The organism is Thermus antranikianii DSM 12462 (assembly GCF_000423905.1).
GTDB classification, from domain to species: domain Bacteria; phylum Deinococcota; class Deinococci; order Deinococcales; family Thermaceae; genus Thermus; species Thermus antranikianii.
The window spans coordinates 70062-86994 of sequence record NZ_KE384104.1 but is presented as its reverse complement, the minus strand read 5'-3'; the positions used below and the strand labels follow the sequence as shown (position 1 = coordinate 86994).

At 66.1% G+C, this 16933-nt stretch carries 19 protein-coding genes and 2 tRNA genes; 11 read left to right on the top strand and 10 right to left on the bottom strand.

What is annotated here, in order from left to right:
• Positions 1–28: 28 nt before the first annotated feature.
• Positions 29–104, bottom strand: a tRNA-Trp gene (locus G584_RS0111685).
• A gap of 66 nt (positions 105–170) precedes the next feature.
• Here G584_RS0111685 and G584_RS0111680 point away from each other — a divergent pair.
• A complete protein-coding gene (locus G584_RS0111680) occupies positions 171–1049 on the top strand; it encodes a C40 family peptidase (protein WP_028494736.1) in 879 nt (292 codons plus the stop codon).
• Between the two features lie 13 nt (positions 1050–1062).
• On the opposite strand, the gene G584_RS0111675 is transcribed toward G584_RS0111680, so the two are convergent.
• Together G584_RS0111675 and G584_RS0111670 are read right to left on the bottom strand one after the other, a co-directional pair.
• The gene (locus G584_RS0111675) at positions 1063–1989 is read right to left on the bottom strand and encodes a nitroreductase family protein (protein ID WP_038051218.1); all 927 of its coding nucleotides are present in this window, start codon (positions 1987–1989) and stop codon (positions 1063–1065) included.
• 8 nt (positions 1990–1997) lie between these two features.
• Positions 1998–3086, bottom strand: a complete 1089-nt coding sequence (locus G584_RS0111670; RefSeq protein WP_028494734.1) for a prepilin peptidase — start codon at positions 3084–3086, stop codon at positions 1998–2000.
• A 293-nt stretch (positions 3087–3379) separates the two neighbouring features.
• On the opposite strand from G584_RS0111670, the gene G584_RS0111665 reads away from it, so the two are divergent.
• Positions 3380–4915, top strand: coding sequence for a carboxypeptidase M32 (locus G584_RS0111665; RefSeq protein WP_028494733.1), 1536 nt, complete (start codon positions 3380–3382; stop codon positions 4913–4915).
• Here the strand turns inward: G584_RS0111665 and G584_RS0111660 are convergent.
• The 3 genes from G584_RS0111660 to G584_RS0111650 are packed head-to-tail and all read right to left on the bottom strand — an operon-like array spanning position 4903 to position 6938.
• The gene (locus G584_RS0111660; protein ID WP_028494732.1) at positions 4903–5979 is read right to left on the bottom strand and encodes a YbfB/YjiJ family MFS transporter; all 1077 of its coding nucleotides are present in this window, start codon (positions 5977–5979) and stop codon (positions 4903–4905) included. The two genes, G584_RS0111665 and G584_RS0111660, sit on opposite strands and share 13 nt — an antisense overlap.
• Positions 5969–6610, bottom strand: a complete 642-nt coding sequence (locus G584_RS12315) for an ABC transporter permease (RefSeq protein WP_245563408.1) — start codon at positions 6608–6610, stop codon at positions 5969–5971. The genes G584_RS0111660 and G584_RS12315 overlap by 11 nt, the downstream gene beginning before the upstream one ends.
• 1 nt (position 6611) lies before the next feature.
• Entirely contained in the window at positions 6612–6938 is a 327-nt protein-coding gene (locus G584_RS0111650; RefSeq protein ID WP_028494731.1) for a nucleotide pyrophosphohydrolase, read from the bottom strand.
• 23 nt (positions 6939–6961) lie between these two features.
• Here G584_RS0111650 and mgsA point away from each other — a divergent pair, with 23 nt between their 5' ends.
• Positions 6962–7339 carry a methylglyoxal synthase gene (gene mgsA / locus G584_RS0111645; protein ID WP_028494730.1) on the top strand — a complete coding sequence of 126 codons (378 nt, stop codon included), beginning with the start codon at positions 6962–6964 and terminating at the stop codon, positions 7337–7339.
• Here the strand turns inward: mgsA and G584_RS0111640 are convergent.
• The 4 genes from G584_RS0111640 to G584_RS0111625 all read right to left on the bottom strand — a co-directional run bounded on the left by G584_RS0111640 (position 7336) and on the right by G584_RS0111625 (position 11935).
• A complete protein-coding gene (locus G584_RS0111640; RefSeq protein ID WP_028494729.1) occupies positions 7336–8820 on the bottom strand; it encodes a YifB family Mg chelatase-like AAA ATPase in 1485 nt (494 codons plus the stop codon). The two genes, mgsA and G584_RS0111640, sit on opposite strands and share 4 nt — an antisense overlap.
• Positions 8821–9091: 271 nt before the next feature.
• A complete protein-coding gene (locus tag G584_RS0111635) occupies positions 9092–10237 on the bottom strand; it encodes an MFS transporter (RefSeq protein WP_028494728.1) in 1146 nt (381 codons plus the stop codon).
• A 1-nt stretch (position 10238) separates the two neighbouring features.
• Positions 10239–11051 (bottom strand): EamA family transporter, encoded by an 813-nt coding sequence (locus G584_RS0111630; protein ID WP_028494727.1) that lies wholly within the window; start codon positions 11049–11051, stop codon positions 10239–10241.
• Positions 11048–11935 carry a DMT family transporter gene (locus G584_RS0111625; RefSeq protein WP_028494726.1) on the bottom strand — a complete coding sequence of 296 codons (888 nt, stop codon included), beginning with the start codon at positions 11933–11935 and terminating at the stop codon, positions 11048–11050. Before G584_RS0111625 ends, G584_RS0111630 begins: the two co-directional genes overlap by 4 nt.
• Before the next feature lie 106 nt (positions 11936–12041).
• On the opposite strand from G584_RS0111625, the gene G584_RS0111620 reads away from it, so the two are divergent.
• From G584_RS0111620 to rplI, 8 genes are all read left to right on the top strand, one after another.
• Complete coding sequence (locus G584_RS0111620; protein ID WP_028494725.1) at positions 12042–13169, top strand: NAD(P) transhydrogenase subunit alpha; 1128 nt, start codon at positions 12042–12044, stop codon at positions 13167–13169.
• Positions 13169–13471, top strand: coding sequence for a proton-translocating transhydrogenase family protein (locus G584_RS0111615; protein WP_028494724.1), 303 nt, complete (start codon positions 13169–13171; stop codon positions 13469–13471). Before G584_RS0111620 ends, G584_RS0111615 begins: the two co-directional genes overlap by 1 nt.
• Positions 13471–14823 (top strand): NAD(P)(+) transhydrogenase (Re/Si-specific) subunit beta, encoded by a 1353-nt coding sequence (locus G584_RS0111610; protein WP_028494723.1) that lies wholly within the window; start codon positions 13471–13473, stop codon positions 14821–14823. The genes G584_RS0111615 and G584_RS0111610 overlap by 1 nt, the downstream gene beginning before the upstream one ends.
• An 89-nt stretch (positions 14824–14912) precedes the next feature.
• Positions 14913–14988 (top strand) — tRNA-Asn (locus G584_RS0111605).
• Positions 14989–15085: 97 nt separating this feature from the next.
• Positions 15086–15391 (top strand): 30S ribosomal protein S6, encoded by a 306-nt coding sequence (gene rpsF / locus G584_RS0111600; RefSeq protein ID WP_028494722.1) that lies wholly within the window; start codon positions 15086–15088, stop codon positions 15389–15391.
• Between the two features lie 9 nt (positions 15392–15400).
• A complete protein-coding gene (locus G584_RS0111595) occupies positions 15401–16213 on the top strand; it encodes a single-stranded DNA-binding protein (protein ID WP_028494721.1) in 813 nt (270 codons plus the stop codon).
• Positions 16210–16476: a 30S ribosomal protein S18 gene (gene rpsR / locus G584_RS0111590; protein ID WP_008630522.1), complete on the top strand. Its 267-nt coding sequence runs from the start codon at positions 16210–16212 to the stop codon at positions 16474–16476. The genes G584_RS0111595 and rpsR overlap by 4 nt, the downstream gene beginning before the upstream one ends.
• Before the next feature lie 10 nt (positions 16477–16486).
• Positions 16487–16933: a 50S ribosomal protein L9 gene (gene rplI / locus G584_RS0111585; protein WP_008630523.1), complete on the top strand. Its 447-nt coding sequence runs from the start codon at positions 16487–16489 to the stop codon at positions 16931–16933.

Sequence of the window (16933 nt, the reverse complement as noted above, 5' to 3'; positions counted from 1 at the left end):
GCCTTAAACCTAGCCCTTTGGGCTGGCGTGGCGGGCCGTGAAGGACTCGAACCTCCAACCCCCGGTTTTGGAGACCGGTGCTCTGCCAGTTGAGCTAACGGCCCCCGCCTTCCGGGATTGTAGCACACCCCCGGGAAAAGGCCAAGGGGCGCTTCCTGTAGAATGGGGCCATGCCCCGCAGGTTGGCCCTGGTGGTTCTATGGGTTCTTTTCCCCTCGGCCCTGGCCCAGGTGGGCTCTTCCCCAGGGGGCTCTTTGGAAGGGCCTGCCCTATCGCACACCGTGGCCCCAGGGGATACCCTGTTCTCCATCGCCCGGCGCTACGGCACCACGGTGGAGGAGCTCATGCGCCTCAATGGCCTGGATACCTTTCTCATCCGGCCGGGGCAGGTGCTCAGGCTTCCCCAAGGGGGGGAGCGCATCCACGTGGTGGCCCCCGGGGATACCCTCTTCTCCCTGGCGCGCCGCTATGGGACCACGGTGGAGGAGCTCATGCGCCTCAACGGGCTTTCCACGCCGGGGCTTAAGGTGGGCCAGACCCTGAGGATCCCGGCCCCCAGGGGGGAGGATGGATCCAGGGGGAAAACCTCCCCGGAGTCCCCTCCCTCGTCCCAGGGTGGAGGCCATACCCGTGACCCGGGGGAATCCCCCCTGGGGGTGGGCGAGGATTACGACCCGGAAAGCCCGCTTCTCAAGATCGTCCTCCGCTATCTGGGGGTGCCCTACAAGTACGGGGCCAACTCGCCCACCTCCGTGGACTGCTCAGCCTTTGTAGCCCAGGTCTACGCCGAGCTGGGCATAGCCCTACCCCGCACCACCCGGGAGCAGTTTCAGGCCTTTCCCGCTGTCGAGTCCTTGCGCCCGGGGGACCTGGTCTTCTTCAGCTTTGGGGGAAAGGACGTCGACCACGTGGGCCTTTACCTAGGCCGGGGGGTCTTCGCCCACGCCAGCAGCTACGGGAGCCGGGTGGTGATCGAGAGCCTCGAGGCTCCCTTCTACCAGAAGGCCTACCGGGGTGCCCGGCGGGTGGTGCAGGAGGCCTTGAGGTAGGCCGCGCCTGGGTTCAGGGCCAGTCCTTCATCTCCCCCCGGGCCTTCCTTAGGGCAGTGAGGAGGGCCTCCCCCGGGCTTCCTTCCCCTCGGAAGGCTTCGGTTTCCCGCTCCAGCCAGGCCTCCCCCTTGCGGAAAAGGACGGCCCGGGCTTCCCCCAGAGCCTCCGCCAGCAGGGCACCCAGGGAGTAGAAGGGGGTACCGGGGGGAAGGTCGGGATCCAGGCCCTGACGGGCCAGGGCCCGGCCGTAGGGTTTTTCCCTCTCCTCCATGGTTCCCCCTTGGGCGAAGTACCGCCTCAAGACCCTTCCCCAGTCCCCCACCCGGCTATAGGGGGCCATGGCCTGGAAGGCGGCCTCGAGGTCTTCCGGGCTGTAGGGCCGGTACCGGTTTTCGTGCACCACCAGGCTCCTCGGAAGCCGGGGCCTGGGAGGGCCTTCCTCATCCGGAACGCCCACCGCCAGGCCCACCGCGGGGATGACCCCCCTGGGAAGCTCCAGGAGGTTGATGAGCTCCTCCACCCCGTTCAGCACCCCTCCGATGAAGCAGACCCCGTAGCCCAGGGCCTCGGCGGTAAGGGCCAGGTAGCTGGCGGCAAGCCCTGCATCCAAGAGGGCAAAGTGCAAGGCGGTTTTGGGCCAGAAGGCCATCCTTTCCCCCCGGTGGGCGAGAAGCCTCTCCAGGCGATGGATGTCTGCCAGGAAAACGAAGAATTCCGCTGCCTGGCGGATGTGCTCCTGGTTACCGGAAAGCTGGGCCACCTTTTCCCTGAGCCCGGGGTCCGTGATCCGGATGGCGCTATACAGTTGGGCGCTGGCGTCGGTGGGGGCTCTCTGCAGGGCGAATAGGAGCTTCTCTAAGTCTTCCTCGGGTATGGGCACCGGCTTAAAGCGGCGCACGCTTCGCCTTTGGGCCAGGATGGGAAGAAGGTCCACCGCCATCCTCCCCACTATAGCCCTAGCCAGGACATGTACATCTGCCACAGGGTTTCCCCGAAGAAGAAGGCCACCCCACCTCCTAAGGCCAAGTAGGGGCCGAAGGGGATTTTCCGTTGCCGGAAAGCCAGGCCCACCAGGGCTCCGGCGAAGACCCCCAGGAACAGGGCCAGGAGGCTATAAAGCCCAAGCCAGGCTCCCAGCGCCCCCAAAAGCTTCACATCCCCGTAGCCCATGGCCACGGGATCGGTTTCCTCCGCCTCCTTGTTTACCTCATTTACCTCGTTTACGGGTTTGAAGGCCCAGTAAAGCCCCCCTGCCAGGGCCAACCCCCCTGCGGCCAGGAAGGACCCTTTCAAGGTGCTTAGGAGCTCGGCCCCCAGGTAGGGGGCCAGGATCCAGGCCAAGGGCAAGAGGGGAAGGGTAATTCGGTCGGGAAGCACCACGGGTTTTCCCGTGCGCCCCGAAAGGGCCCAGGTGAGGAAGGCCAGGGCCATGCCCACCCCCGGGCCCAGGAGGGCACCGAAAAGGGCCGCCATGTGCACCTGGTGGGGTCCCACGGGCACCTCCGCCCTGGCCTCGCGGAAGCGCCTCAGGAAAAGCCCCCCATACCCCGCCACCAGCCCCAGGACCCCGGCGGCGATCAAGGCCCCGTCCAGGGCCTCGGCAAAGGGGCGGGGGAAGGAAAGGAGGTAGGCGGAAAGGAGCCCCAGGAAGAGGAGGCCGTAGGTGAGGGAATCGGGAAGCTCAAAGGTGTCCAGGTCTATGAAGGAAAGGGCCACCAGGAGGGCCAGGAAGGCGAAGGTGAGGAAAGCCTGGGCCGAGGGAGGGTAGAAGAGGGAAGCCAGGGCAAAAAGCAGCCCGGTGAGGGCCTCCACCAGGGGATAGCGGGGGGATATGGGGTCGTTGCAATAGCGGCACCGCCCCTTAAGGGCCAGGTAGGAGAGCACGGGTACCAGGTCCCAAGGGGCTAGGCGATGCCCGCAGGCGGGGCAGCGGGAAGGTGGGAAGACGATGGACTCCCCTTTGGGCAGGCGGTGGATGACCACGTTCAGGAAGGAGCCCACCGCTAGGCCGAGGAGCAGGGCAAAAAAAGTCCACATGGAGGCATTTTAAGGCCCAAACCCTGGGTTGCCGGCAACGGGCCAGGGGTGCCGTTCCCAGGTGCGAGGTTCTGCAAAGGCCTTAAGCCTGGCGCGAGAGGCTTTCCCCTTCCCTTGGGCGGTTGGTATCGTCAAAAAGGATGGCTCGGGAGTTTCACGGGGTTGCCAACTGCTGCCGTTTTCCTTGGCATCGGTTGCGATGGAGCGTTTCTACCAGGCCTGTCGGCAGGGGGTGGGCTACCTCACCGCCTGGCGGTGGTCCGAGGCGGGCAATCGAACGGTAAGATGCTTCCGTGAAACCTGAAGCGGCTTATCAGCAGCTTTTGGAGTTCCAAAGGGAAACCGCCTACCTGGCCTCCCTGGGGGCCCTGGCGGCTTGGGACCAGCGCACCATGATCCCGAAGAAGGGGCACGAGCACCGGGCGAGGCAGATGGCCGCCCTGGCCCGCCTCCTCCACCAGCGGGCCACCGACCCCAGGATTGGGGAGTGGCTTTCGGCGGTGGAGGGCTCCCACCTGGTGCAGGATCCCCTATCCGATGCGGCGGTCAACGTCCGGGAGTGGCGGCAGGCCTACGAGCGTGCCCGGGCCATTCCCGAGCGGCTTGCGGTGGAGCTGGCCCAGGCGCAAAGCGAGGCGGAAAGCTACTGGGAGGAAGCCCGTCCCAGGGACGACTGGCAGGGGTTCTTGCCCTACTTGCGCCGGGTGTTCGCCCTCACCAAGGAGAAGGCGGAGATCCTCTACGGCCTTCCCGTGGCTCCCGGGGACCCTCCCTATGGGGAGGTTTACGATGCCCTTCTGGACGGGTTTGAACCGGGGATGCGCTCGGGGGAGCTTCTGCCCCTTTTCGCCCAGCTGAGGGAGGGGCTTCAGGGGCTTTTGGACCGGATCCTGGGTAGCGGCCGGAAACCCGACACCACCATCCTGCACCGCTCCTATCCCAAGGAGGCCCAGAGGGCCTTTGCCCTCGAGCTTCTCGCCGCCTGCGGCTACGACCTCGAGGCGGGCCGCCTGGACCCCACTGCCCATCCCTTTGAGATCTCCATCGGGCCCGGGGACGTGCGCATCACCACCCGCTACTTCGAGGACTTCTTCAACGCCGGCATCTTCGGCACCCTGCACGAGATGGGCCATGCCCTCTACGAGCAGGGCCTGCCCAAGGAGCACTGGGGGACCCCAAGGGGGGAGGCGGTCTCCCTGGGGGTTCACGAGTCGCAAAGCCGCACCTGGGAGAACCTGGTGGGCCGCTCCCTGGGCTTTTGGGAGCGGTTTTTCCCCCGGGCCAAGGAGCACTTCCCAAGCCTCCGGGACGTGGCCCTGGAGGACTTCCACCAGGCCATCAACGCCGTGGAGCCCTCCCTCATCCGGGTGGAGGCGGACGAGGTCACGTATAACCTCCACATCCTGGTGCGCCTGGAGCTGGAGCTTTCCCTCTTCCGGGGGGAGCTTGCCCTGGAGGACCTCCCCGGGGCCTGGGCGGAACGGTACCGGGCCTACCTGGGGGTGGCTCCCAAGGACTACAAGGACGGGGTGATGCAGGACGTGCACTGGTCTGGGGGGCTTTTCGGCTACTTCCCCACCTACACCCTGGGCAACCTCTACGCCGCCCAGTTCTTCCAAAAGGCCCAGGAGGAGCTTGGGGACCTCGAGGCCCAGTTCCGGCGGGGGGAGTTCCATGCCTTTTTGGATTGGACCCGTAAGAACATCCACGCCGAGGGTAGCCGCTTCCGCCCCAAGGCCTTGGTGGAGCGGGTGACCGGCACGCCCCCCAGCGCCCGGCCCTTTTTGGCCTACCTGGAGGAGAAGTACCGGGCCCTTTACGGTTTCTGAGGGCGGGACCAGGTGGGGAGGAGGGCCAGGAAGAGGAGGACGCTGGCCGCCCAAAGCGCCCCCTCCCCCCGCCCCGCCATCTCCGCAAAGAACCCGGCCACGGCAGGTCCCACCGCCTGCCCTAGGGCGAAGGCGGCCGTGGAAAGCCCCATGGCCCGGGGCCAGGCGGAAGGGGGAAGGAGGGTGCGGAAGGCCTGGGTGAGGGCGGTGATCACCCCCAGGAAGGAAAGGCCGAAGAGAAGGGCGCTAAGGGCGGAAAGGTGCAGGGCCAGGGGTGGAAGGCTTCCCAGGAAGAGCACCAGAAGCACGTGGAAAAGCCCTTTTCTCCCCCCTACCCGCTCCACCCAGGGCCCCCAGACGGGTCCGGTGAGAAGGGCTCCCAGGCCCAGGAGGCCGAAGAGGACCAGGGAGTCCCCCACCACCGCCGCCACGAAGGTCATGTAGCCGATGTACCCCGCCCCGTAAAGGCCGTAGGCCAGGAGTAGGGGAAGGATGGGCCAGAGGCTTCCCTCGCCCTGGACGGGGGGTGGGGGTTCTTTCAGAAGAGGCCAGGCGAGGAGGGCGGGCAGGCCCAGCAGGAGGCTATACAGGCCCAGCCTGGCCCAGGCCCCCGTGGGCTCGGCGGCTCCCCATAGGAGCCACGGGGCCAGAAGAAGCCCCAGGCCCACGCCCCCGTAGTAGATCCCCAGGGTTCGCCCGGAACTGCCCAGGGCCATGAGGAGGGCCGCCCCTCCCACGAAGACCAGGGCACCCAGAAAACCCTGGAGAAACCGCAGGCTGAAGACCAGGGGGAGGTTTTCCATCCCCGTGAGGGCCAGGATGGGGCCCTGCAGGAAGAGGGCCAGAAAGAACCCTTTCCGGTAGCCCACCCGGCCTAGGAGGCGGTGGCTGAAAAAGGCCCCCACCAGGTAGCCCAGGGTGTTGGCGCTTCCCAGGATCCCCGCTTGGGCGTAGGAAAGCCCCCAGGCGTTTTGCATGAGGGGCAGGACCAGGGCGTAGGCGAACCGCCCCAGGCCCAGGGCCAGGGCGGGTCCCAAGGCGAGAAGGACGAGCCTAGTAGCCATGCAAAAGCCCCAGCTTCTTGGCCCGATGTACCGCCAGTTTGAAGAGGAAAAGCCCCAGGCCCAGGTAGAGGAAGCCGTTCAGGAAGGCCAGAAGCAGGAACAGGGGGTCCAGGGGCGCTCCTTCCGCCAGCATGCTCCGGGCTAAGGCGGCCCCGGGGGCCATGGGCAAGAGGAGAAAAAGCCCCTGGCCCGGGGCTTGCAGGAGAAAGAGCAAGAGGAACTGGGAAAGGCCCAGAAGCTGGCCGATGCGCTTGTATAAAAGGGCCAGGCTTCCCATGGCAAACCCGAGGCCATACCCCCCCAGGAGAACGGCCAGGAAGGGGAGAACCACTCCGGGATGGAAGGAAAGCCGGGCTCCCGTTAGGGCCATGAGCACCAAGGCGATGAGAAAGACCAGGAGCCCCTGGATGAGGAGGCCGGAGAGGTTCCGCACCAGAAAAAGGGGAATCGGCCCATAGGGGGTAAGGAAGACCTGCTCCAGGGTGCCCGTCTGGGCCTCCTCGGTGAGGCCGAAGGAGAGGCTGCTATAGGAAAGCAGGGTGAAGGACCAGAGCAAGTAGCCCACCAGGACGGCCTCGAGGGCCCCGAAGCGCTTGTGCAGGCCCTGGGCTTCCAAAAAGGGGCGCTCCATCCTAGCCCCCTTTCCGGGTCCAGCGCTCCCCGTCCCGGTCCCGGTACTTGGCCATGGCCTTGAGGAAGGCTTCCTCCAGGTCGATGCCCTCCCGGTTGGCCAGGGAGATGAGGACGAAGAGGAGGTCGGCGAGCTCCATGGCCAGATCCCCTTCCTCCTCCCCTGGCTTGGGCTTCTTCCCATGGCGGTGGGCCAGGACCCGGGCCACCTCCCCTAGCTCCTCCGTCAGACGGGCCAGCATGAGAAGAGGCGGGAAATAGCCTTCCTTGAACTGGCTGATCCAGGCGTCCACCTGCCTCTGGGCCTCCTTGAAGGTGAGGGCTTCCATGGAAAGGAGCATACAATGGTCCCATGAAGGCCTTGGCCCTTATCGCCCACGATGCCAAGAAGGACGATATGGTGGCCTTTTGCCAACGGCACCGGGAGCTTCTTTCCCGCTTCCCCCTCCTGGCCACGGGCACCACGGGGAAACGCATCCAGGAGGCCACCGGCCTCGAGGTGGAGCGGGTTCTTTCCGGTCCCCTGGGAGGGGATATGCAGATCGGGTCCAGGGTGGCTGAGGGAAAGGTGCTTTGCGTGCTCTTCTTCCAGGATCCCCTCACCCCCAAGCCCCACGAGCCCGACGTGCAGGCCCTCATGCGGGTGTGCAACGTGCACGGGGTGCCCTTGGCCACCAACCTCGAGGCGGCGGAGGCCCTTGTTCCCTGGCTTGCTGCCCAGGTGGGCTAGAGGGTCTTGCGGTAGGCCAAGGCCTCGGCCACGTGGTTTTCCTCCACGCTCTCCGCTCCCTGCAGGTCGGCGATGGTGCGGGCTACCCGGAGGAGGCGGTCGTAGCTCCTGGCGGAAAGGAGCATCCGCTTGGCCGCTGCCTGGAGGAGGTTTTCCGCCCCCGAGGTTAAGCGTACGTGCTCCCTCAGGGCCTTTCCCGCAAGCTCCCCGTTGGGCCTGCCCTGCCGGGCGAGCATCCTCTCCCGGGCCCTTAGGACCCTTTCCCGCACGGCCTCGGTGCCTTCCCCTTCGGGGGCGCGGGCGAGCTCAGCTGGGGTTAAGCGGGGCACCTCCACCACCAGGTCAAACCGGTCCAGGAGAGGTCCGGAGATCTTCCCCACGTAGCGCTGGCGGCTTGCCGGGGTGCAGGTGCAGGCCCGCTCCGGGTCCCCGTACCAGCCGCAGGGGCAGGGGTTCATGGCCGCCACCAGGAGGAAGCGGGCGGGGAAGGTGAGGCTGGCCCTGGCCCGGGAGACGGTCACCACCCCGTCCTCGAGGGGCTGGCGGAGGGCTTCCAGGGCATCCCGGGAAAACTCGGGGAACTCGTCCAGGAAAAGCACCCCCCGGTGGGCCAGGGAAACCTCCCCCGGCTTGGGGATGGCCCCGCCCCCGATGAGGCCCGCGTAGCTCACCGTGTGGTGGGGGGCGCGGAAGGGGGGCGTGCGCACCAGGCCCTTAAGGATCTGCCCGGCGGCGGAGTGGATGCGGCTTACCTCGAGGGCGGCCTCCTGGCTCAAAGGGGGAAGCAGAAAGGGAAGGCGCCTAGCCAGCATAGTTTTTCCCGAGCCCGGGCTTCCCACCATAAGGAGGTGGTGGTAACCGGCGGCGGCGATCTCCAGGGCCCTTTTGGCCTTGGCCTGGCCCTTCACGTCCCGGAGGTCCAAAGCCTCCAGGGCGGCCACGGGATCGTCGGGCTCCACCCTCCTGGGCTCCTCTTCTCCCCTCAGGTAGGCCACCGCCTGAAGGAGGTTTTCCACCCCGTAGACCTCCACCCCCTCCACCAAGGCGGCCTCCTTGGCGCTTTCCAGGGGCAGGAGGAGCTTTTTCCCTTCGCCCAAGGCCCCCAAAGCCAGGTTCACCGCCCCGGGCACCGGGCGCAGGGTTCCATCCAGGCCCAGCTCCCCGGCCACCGCCAGGCCCGCCAGGCCCTCCAGGGGCACCACCCCTTGGGCGGCCAGAAGCCCCAAGGCGATGGGCAGGTCAAAGTGGCTTCCTTCCTTACGGAGTTCCGCCGGGGCCAGGTTCACCACCACCCGGGCCTGGGGGTAGGGGAAGCCCGAGTTCTTTAGGGCGGCCCTGACCCGCTCCCGGCTTTCCTCCACCGCCTTGTCCGGCAACCCCACCAGGGCGTAGCTGGGAAGCCCGGGGCTAACATCCACCTCCACGGTGACGGGAACCGCGTCCAGGCCGAAGAGGGTATAGCTTCGCACCTGGGCTAGCATGGAGGGAGTTTAACCCAAAAGTGTTAGTTTTGCCCAGGCTCGGCCATTGGCTAACAGGCTAGATGCCGGCTCCTAATCGCAAAAGGTCCCCGCAAGGCCTCGAGGGCATATAACAAAGTTCGCCGCCTGCCGGGGAAAATGGAATATACTCCAAGATATCTCAGGACCCAGGAATGGTACCACCCTTTGGGCCCTTGGGAACGCCCGCTCCTTTTCCCAATCCGCTTCCGCAAGAACGCCTAGACTGACCGAATGGGGGTCCAGGAGGTTTTCACCCCGAGGTTTTCCCCAAACCGAGAAGGGGGCGGTAAAGGAAAAGAGCCAGAAGGAGAAGGCCAAGAAGGCTGCCGAAGGCGAAGGCGTATCCCAGGGTTCCCACCGCCACCCCCACCCCCCACTGCAACAGGAAGGTGCCCCCAATGCCGAAGAGGTTCACCAAGGTGGTGCCCCGGCCCACCAGGTGAGGGGGCACTAGCTCCCGGGCCTGGGTAAGGGTGAGGATGTTGAAGGCTCCGAAGAATCCCATGAGGGGGTAGGCAAGGGCAAGAAGCTTGAAGAGGGCGAGGAGGAGGCCCAGGGCGAAGAAAGAGGCCGCGCCCACCAGCACCTTGGCGGTGCCCAGGCGGTCGGCCAGGTAGCCGGATACCAAAAAGCCCAGGACCGCGCCTCCCGAGTAGAGGAGGAGGAGGTTCCCCACCTTCACCGCCTCGAGGCCCAGGGCGTAGGCGTAGGCCCCAGCCCAGAGGGTTTGCAAAGCCAGGAAGCTTCCCGCAAAGGCCAAGGCCAAAAAGGCCACCCGCAGGAGCCTGGAATTGCCCAGGACTTCCCTTAGCCCTCCGCCTCCCCCACCCTTGGGCCAGGGAACCCCAGGGGGGGTGTTCCGCACCCCCAGGTAGATGAGAAGGGCCACCAGGACCACCACCCCTGCCCCCAGGAGGAAGACCCCCCGCCAGCCCATGGCCTCCTTCAGGAGGGCCAGGGGGGTGGCCGCCAAAAGCCCCCCTGTGGCCCCCAGGCCCACCAGGAGGGTGGAAACGGTGGCGTAGGTCCGGGGGAACCAGAGGCTAAAGGCTTTTAGCGAGCCCATAAGGGCGGCGGCCATCCCCACCCCGATCAGGGCCCGGCCCAGGGCCAGGGTGGGGAAGCTTTGCGCCAGCCCGAAGACCACGCTTCCCAGGGAAGCCACCAGGAGGAGGGCCGGGGTGATGATCCGGGGACCATACCGGTCCAGGAGGCTTCCCAAGGGGAGCTGTACCGTGGCGAAGGAGAGGTAGAAGAGGCTGGTCATAAAGCCCAGCTCCGCCGGACCCAGGCCCAGGTCCTGGGACAGATCCTTGGCCAGCACCGCATTGGCCGACCGGTAGAAGTAGGAGAGGAAGTAGCCTAGGGTGAAGAGGAGAAAAACCCGCGCTGCCATATCACCTCCGGTTCAGAGCCACTCCCAGGAGGATGAGGGTACCGCCCAGAAGGCCCTCGAAGCTCAAGGGTTCTCCCGCCAGGGGCCAGGCGAAGATCGCCCCGGCCACCGGCTCCAGCATGGCGGTTAGGGTGGCGTTCCGGGCGGGTACCGTGCGCACCCCCAAGAGGAAGAGGCTAAAGGGCACCACCGTGCCCAGGATAACCAGGTAGGCCACCGCCCCCCAGTCCCCTGGGTCCAAGGTCCAAACCCGGGGAAGGTTGCCCAGGAGGATGGGGAGGGAGAGGAGGCTTCCCACCCCCGTGGCCACCCCCAGGCTCACCAAGGGCGGGGTCTTGAGCCCATGGGAGAAGGCAGCGTAAAGGGCGAAGGAAAGGGCGGAGAGGAGGCCGTAGGCCACCCCCAGGGGGCTTGCCGTGAAACCCTTGGACCCCACCACCAGCACGTAGGCTCCCAAAAGGGCCACGGCCACCCCCAAAAGGGCCTTGCCGGGAAGCCTTTCCCCCCTTAGGAGGGCGTAGAGGGTGAGGAGGGCGGGGGCCAGGTACTGAAGGAAGATCCCGGTGGCCACGGTGGTGGCGTGGATGGCCAGGTAGTAGAAGGCCTGGGCCCCGGAGAGGGCGAGCCCCACCCGGAGGAGCTGGGGCCACTCCTTGGCGGCCGGGGGAGACCGGAGCACCAGGGGGAGAAGCAGAGAAAAGCTCAGGAGAAAGCGCAAGGGGATGAGGACCGAGGGGGGAATCTCCCCCATGAACCGCCCGGCCAGAGCCCCGCCCAGGCCCCATAGAAGTGCAGCCAGGGCCACATAGATCATCGCTGTGCCCCCACCACGGCTATGCCCACCCCGAGGAGGAGGACCAGGGCTCCCAGGAGCACCTGAACCCCGGGAAGCTCCCCAAAGAGGAGGAAGGCCAGGAGGCTCGCCCCCACCGGTTCAAAGAGGATGGCCAGGGTGACCAGGACCGGGGGGATGTGTCGGGTGGCCCAGTTGAAGCTGGTATGGCCCAAAAGCTGCGGCAAAAGGGCCATGAGGAGGATGTAGCCGTAGACCGCAAGGGGATAACCCCCGTACCCTCCGCCAAAGAGGTAGGGAAGAGGAAGGAGGAGGAGGGCTGCGGTGGTGTAGGCTATCCGCACGTACTCCAGGATGGAAAGCCCCCGCCTCTGGGCTTCCCGCCCCAGGAGGAAGTAAAGGGAGGCAGCCACCGCTCCCAGGAGGGCCAGGAAGTCCCCGAGGAGGGGATTGGTTCCCCCGCCCCCTTGGGCATCCCCCAGGCCGATCAAAAGCCCTCCCAAAAGGGCTATCCCAATCCCCAGCATGGTTAGGCCGGAAGGAGCTTCCCGAAAGAAAAGCCAGCCGAAGAGGGTGACCCAGACCGGATTGGTGGTGACCAAGGCGGTGCTGGCCGCCACCGAGGTGTAGGAGAGGGAGGTGATCCAAAGGGCAAAGTGCAGGGCCAGGGAAGCCCCGGCGGCCACCGCGTAGGGAAGCCCCCTTCGGCTGGCCAGAGGTCTTCGCCAGCTGGGAAGGAGGAGCAAGGCCGCAAGGCCCATCCGCCCCGCGCTCATCACCAGGCTGAAGGCTAGGCTTCTATCCCCGGAGGCCGCCAGGGCCAGGCGCACCAGGATGCTGCCGAAGCTGATGGCGAAGATGCCCAGGAGCAGTACGGAGGCGATCTTGAGCCCGGAGGGCCGCATGGAGGCATTCTTCCATAAGGATTCGCTTCTGACCAGTGGGTCACCCTCGAGGCCAAGGACAGATGCCCGTGGCCCCGTTGGTATACTGGCGCGGAAGGAGGGTCCTATGGTGACCATAGCGGTTCCCAAGGAAAGGGCTCCAGGGGAAAGAAGGGTGGCCCTGGTGCCCGAGGTGGTGGCCCGCCTGGTGAAGCAGGGGGCCAGGGTGCGGGTAGAGAGGGGCGCCGGGGAGGGTGCCTACTACCCCGACGCCGCCTACCAGGAAGCTGGGGCAGAGGTGGTGGAGCGAGGAGAGCTTCTGAGGGGCGCCAACCTGCTTTTCACTGTTCAACCGCCTCCCTTGGACCTGGTCGAGGCCCTGGAGCCCGGGGCCATCGTGGTGGGGTTTGTCCAGGCTCACAGGAACCTGGACCTGGTGAAGGCCTTGGCCGCCAAAAAGGCCACGGTGATCGCCATGGAGCTCATCCCCCGCATCACCCGGGCCCAGAGCATGGATGCCCTCTCCAGCCAGGCCACGGTGGCGGGGTACCTGGCGGCCCTTCACGCCGCGAGGCTTTCCCCCCGCTTCTTCCCCATGCTCACCACGGCGGCGGGCACCATCCGCCCCGCCAAGGTGATGGTCATGGGGGTGGGGGTGGCGGGGCTTATGGCCATCGCCACCGCCAAGCGCCTGGGGGCCCAGGTCTTTGCCTATGACGTGCGCAAGGCGGCGGTGGAGCAGGCCCTCTCCCTGGGAGCCAAGCCCATTGAGCTTCCCATCAGCGCGGAAGGGGAGGGCGGCTACGCCCGGGAGCTTACCGAGGAGGAGAAGCGCATCCAGCACGAGGCCCTGCGGGAGCACGTGGCGGGGATGGACGCCATCATCACCACCGCCCAGGTGCCGGGCCGCCGAGCCCCCATCCTCCTCACCGAGGACATGGTGGAGCGCCTGAAGCCGGGCACGGTGGTGGTGGACCTGGCGGCGGAAAGCGGGGGTAACTGCGTCCTCACCCAACCCGGGGAGGTGGTGGAGGTAAGGGGCGTGAGGATCTTTGGCCCCTTGAACCTCCCCAGCGAGCTTTCCGTGCACGCCTCGGAGATGTATGCCAAAAACCTTTTGAACCTTTCCAGCCTGCTCGTGGAAAAGGGCGAGTTTGCCCCCAAGTGGGAGGACGAGATCATCCAGGGGGCGCTTCTCATGAAGGAAGGCGAGATCCTGCACGGGCCCACCAAGGCCCTCGTGGGAGGTGCGTGATGGAGTTTGGCTTCTGGTCTGCCCTTTATATCTTCGTGCTCACGGCCTTTTTGGGTTATGAGCTCATCACCCGGGTGCCGGTGATCCTCCACACCCCCTTGATGTCCGGGTCCAACTTCATCCACGGGGTGGTGGTGGTGGGGGCCATGGTGGTCCTGGGGCACGCGGAAACCGGTTTGGAGAAGCTTATCGGCTTCCTGGGGGTCATCCTGGGGGCGGCCAACGCCGCCGGGGGGTATGCGGTTACGGTGCGCATGCTGGAGATGTTTGAGAGGAAGCCGGGCAAGGGGGGTGGTCAGTAATGGATCTCATCCAGGCAGCCTACTTCGTGGTGGCCATCCTTTTCATCGTGGGCTTAAAACGCATGGCCCATCCCACCACCGCCAAAAGCGGCATCGTCTGGGCGGGGTGGGGCATGGCCCTGGCGGTTCTGGCCACCTTCTTCTGGCCGGGGATGCAGAACTTTGGCCTTATGCTCATCGCCCTTCTGGTGGGCTCCGTGGTGGCCTGGTGGGCGGCCGTCAAGGTGGCCATGACCGACATGCCCCAGATGGTGGCCATCTACAACGGCATGGGTGGGGGCGCGGCCGCCACCATCGCCGCGGTGGAGCTCTTGAAGGGAGCCTTTGAGAACCCCGGCCTCATGGCCTTGGCCATTCTGGGTGGCCTCATCGGGAGCGTGGCCTTCACGGGAAGCCTCATCGCCTTCGCCAAGCTTCAGGGCATCATGAAAAGCCGGCCCATCCTCTTCCCCGGGCAGAAGGCGGTGAACGCCCTGGCCCTTCTCGTTACGGTCCTCCTGGGCTTTTCCCTCCTCTGGAACGACCCCACCCTGAGCATCGTGCTCTTCTTCCTCCTGGCCCTACTTTTCGGCGTTCTCATGACCCTACCCATCGGGGGCGGGGATATGCCGGTGGCCATCAGCTTCTACAACGCCTTCACCGGTATGGCCGTGGGCTTTGAGGGCTTCGCCGTGGGGAACCCGGCCTTGATGGTGGCGGGGACCCTGGTGGGGGCTGCGGGTACCCTCCTCACCGTGCTCATGGCCAGGGCCATGAACCGCTCCGTGTGGAACGTGCTGATGGGGGGGTTCGGCGTGGAGCAGGAGGCCGGGGAGGTCAAGGGAAGCCTCAAGCCCATCGACGTGGAGGATGCTGCCGTCATGCTGGCCTACGCCAGCAAGGTGGTCTTCGTGCCCGGCTACGGCATGGCCCTTTCCCAGGCCCAGCACAAGGTGAAGGAGCTGGCGGACCTTTTGGAGAGCAAGGGGGTGGAGGTGAAGTTCGCCATCCACCCGGTGGCGGGGCGGATGCCTGGGCACATGAACGTGCTCCTGGCTGAGGCTGGCGTGGACTACGACAAGCTCAAGGACCTCGAGGAGATCAACCCCGAGTTCCCCACCGTGGACGTGGCGGTGGTCATCGGGGCCAACGACGTGGTGAACCCTGCCGCCCGCCGCCCGGGGAGCCCCCTTTACGGCATGCCCATCCTGGACGTGGACAAGGCCAAGAACGTCATCGTCATCAAGCGGGGCCAGGGCAGGGGCTTTGCCGGAGTGGAGAACGAGCTCTTCTACGCCGACAACACCCGGATGCTCTACGGGGATGCGCAGAACGTCCTCACCCAGCTCACCCAGGCCCTGAAGAAGCTTTAGAAATCCCTGGCTGGACCCCGGGGAAACTCCCCGGGGTCTTCTTCTTGACGCTTCCCAGGGCCTCCTGCTATAGTGCCTAGTGCGGTCGGTCCGCGGTAGCTCAGCTGGTAGAGCGGCCGGCTGTTAACCGGTTGGTCGCAGGTTCGAGTCCTGCCCGCGGAGCCATATGGGGGCCCTAGGGCCCCCTGGGTCTTTTTTTAGGAGAGGCGAAAGGGTATAATCTTAGCTCGTGCGGCCTGCCGGGCCCGGAGAGGAGGTGTAGATGCGCAAGTACGAGGTGAACATCATCCTGAACCCCAACCTGGACCAGAACCAGCTCGCCCTGGAGAAGGAGGTCATCGGGAAGACCCTCGAGGCCTTCGGCGCCCGGGTGGAAAAGGTGGAGGAGTGGGGTATGCGCCGCCTGGCCTACCCCATCGCCAAGGACACCCAGGGCTACTTCCTCTGGTACCAGGTGGAGATGCCCGAGGACCGGGTAAACGACCTGGCCCGGGAGCTCCGCCTGCGCGATAACGTGCGCCGGGTCATGGTGGTGAAAACCCAGGAGCCCCTCCTCACCAAGGCGTAAACTGTTCTCATGGCAAGAGGCCTGAACCGCGTTTTCCTTATCGGCACCCTTACCGCCCGTCCGGACATGCGCTACACCCCCGGGGGAATGGCCATTTTGGACCTGAACCTGGCGGGCCAGGATACTCTCCTGGATGCTTCCGGCCAGGAGCGGGAGGTGCCCTGGTACCATCGGGTCCGCCTTTTAGGCCGGCAGGCGGAGATGTGGGGGGACATCCTGGAAAAGGGCCAGCTGGTCTTTGTGGAGGGCCGGCTGGAATACCGGCAGTGGGAGCGGGAAGGGGAGAAGCGGAGCGAGGTCCAGATCCGGGCGGATTTCATCGACCCCTTGGAGGGGCGGGGCCGCGAGACCCTCGAGGACGCCCGGGGCCAGCCCAGGCTCCGCCACGCCCTAAACCAGGTGATCCTCATGGGCAACCTCACCCGCGATCCCGATCTGCGCTACACTCCCCAGGGGACGGCGGTGGCCAGGCTCGGCCTGGCGATCAACGAGCGCCGCCCGGGCCAGGGGCCGGATGGGGAAAGGACCCATTTCATAGAGGTTCAGGCCTGGCGCGACCTGGCCGAGTGGGCCGGGGAACTCAAGCGGGGCGAGGGGCTTTTGGTGATCGGCCGTTTGGTGAACGACTCCTGGATGAGCTCCACCGGGGAGAGGCGCTTCCAGACCCGTGTGGAAGCCCTCAGGTTGGAGCGACCCACCCGTGGGCCTGAAAGGACCGGCGGAAGCAGGCCCCAGGAGCCCGAGCGCTCCGTCCAGACGGGTGGGGTGGACATCGACGAAGGACTGGAAGACTTCCCGCCGGAGGAGGATTTGCCGTTTTGAGCACGAAGAACGCGAAACCAAAGAAGGAGGCGCAGAGGCGCCCATCCCGCAAGGCTAAGGTGAAGGCCACCCTGGGGGAGTTTGACCTCAGGGACTACCGGAACGTGGAGGTGCTGAAGCGGTTCCTGTCGGAGACGGGGAAGATCCTTCCCCGCCGCCGCACGGGGCTTTCCGCCAAGGAGCAGCGGATCCTGGCCAAGACCATCAAGCGGGCGAGGATCCTAGGGCTTTTGCCCTTCACCGAGAAGCTGGTGCGGAAGTAGGGGGTGAGCCGTGAAGGTCATTCTCTTGGAACCCCTGGAGAACCTGGGCGACGTGGGGCAGGTGGTGGACGTGAAGCCCGGCTACGCCCGGAACTACCTCTTGCCCCGGGGTCTGGCGGTTTTGGCCACGGAGAGCAACCTGAAGGCCCTCGAGGCCAAGATCCGCGCCCAGGCCAAGCGTCTGGCGGAGCGCAAGGCGGAGGCGGAGCGGCTTAAGGAGATCCTGGAGAACCTCACCCTCACCATTCCGGTGCGGGCGGGGGAGACCAAGATCTACGGCTCCGTCACCGCCAAGGACATCGCCGAGGCCCTTTCCCGCCAGCACGGGATCACCATTGACCCCAAGCGCCTCCAGCTGGAAAAGCCCATCAAGGAGCTTGGGGAGTACGTCCTCACCTACAAGCCCCATCCCGAGGTCCCCATCCAGCTCAAGGTGAGCGTGGTGGCCCAGGAGTAG

Coding starts and splice junctions, on each gene's coding strand:
- G584_RS0111680 (WP_028494736.1), top strand. CDS start 171: ATGCCCCGCAGGTTGGCCCTGGTGGTTCTATGGGTTCTTTTCCCCTCG.
- G584_RS0111675 (WP_038051218.1), bottom strand. CDS start 1,989: ATGGCGGTGGACCTTCTTCCCATCCTGGCCCAAAGGCGAAGCGTGCGC.
- G584_RS0111670 (WP_028494734.1), bottom strand. CDS start 3,086: ATGTGGACTTTTTTTGCCCTGCTCCTCGGCCTAGCGGTGGGCTCCTTC.
- G584_RS0111660 (WP_028494732.1), bottom strand. CDS start 5,979: ATGGCTACTAGGCTCGTCCTTCTCGCCTTGGGACCCGCCCTGGCCCTG.
- G584_RS12315 (WP_245563408.1), bottom strand. CDS start 6,610: ATGGAGCGCCCCTTTTTGGAAGCCCAGGGCCTGCACAAGCGCTTCGGG.
- G584_RS0111650 (WP_028494731.1), bottom strand. CDS start 6,938: ATGGAAGCCCTCACCTTCAAGGAGGCCCAGAGGCAGGTGGACGCCTGG.
- mgsA (WP_028494730.1), top strand. CDS start 6,962: ATGAAGGCCTTGGCCCTTATCGCCCACGATGCCAAGAAGGACGATATG.
- G584_RS0111640 (WP_028494729.1), bottom strand. CDS start 8,820: ATGCTAGCCCAGGTGCGAAGCTATACCCTCTTCGGCCTGGACGCGGTT.
- G584_RS0111635 (WP_028494728.1), bottom strand. CDS start 10,237: ATGGCAGCGCGGGTTTTTCTCCTCTTCACCCTAGGCTACTTCCTCTCC.
- G584_RS0111630 (WP_028494727.1), bottom strand. CDS start 11,051: ATGATCTATGTGGCCCTGGCTGCACTTCTATGGGGCCTGGGCGGGGCT.
- G584_RS0111625 (WP_028494726.1), bottom strand. CDS start 11,935: ATGCGGCCCTCCGGGCTCAAGATCGCCTCCGTACTGCTCCTGGGCATC.
- G584_RS0111620 (WP_028494725.1), top strand. CDS start 12,042: ATGGTGACCATAGCGGTTCCCAAGGAAAGGGCTCCAGGGGAAAGAAGG.
- G584_RS0111615 (WP_028494724.1), top strand. CDS start 13,169: ATGGAGTTTGGCTTCTGGTCTGCCCTTTATATCTTCGTGCTCACGGCC.
- G584_RS0111610 (WP_028494723.1), top strand. CDS start 13,471: ATGGATCTCATCCAGGCAGCCTACTTCGTGGTGGCCATCCTTTTCATC.
- rpsF (WP_028494722.1), top strand. CDS start 15,086: ATGCGCAAGTACGAGGTGAACATCATCCTGAACCCCAACCTGGACCAG.
- G584_RS0111595 (WP_028494721.1), top strand. CDS start 15,401: ATGGCAAGAGGCCTGAACCGCGTTTTCCTTATCGGCACCCTTACCGCC.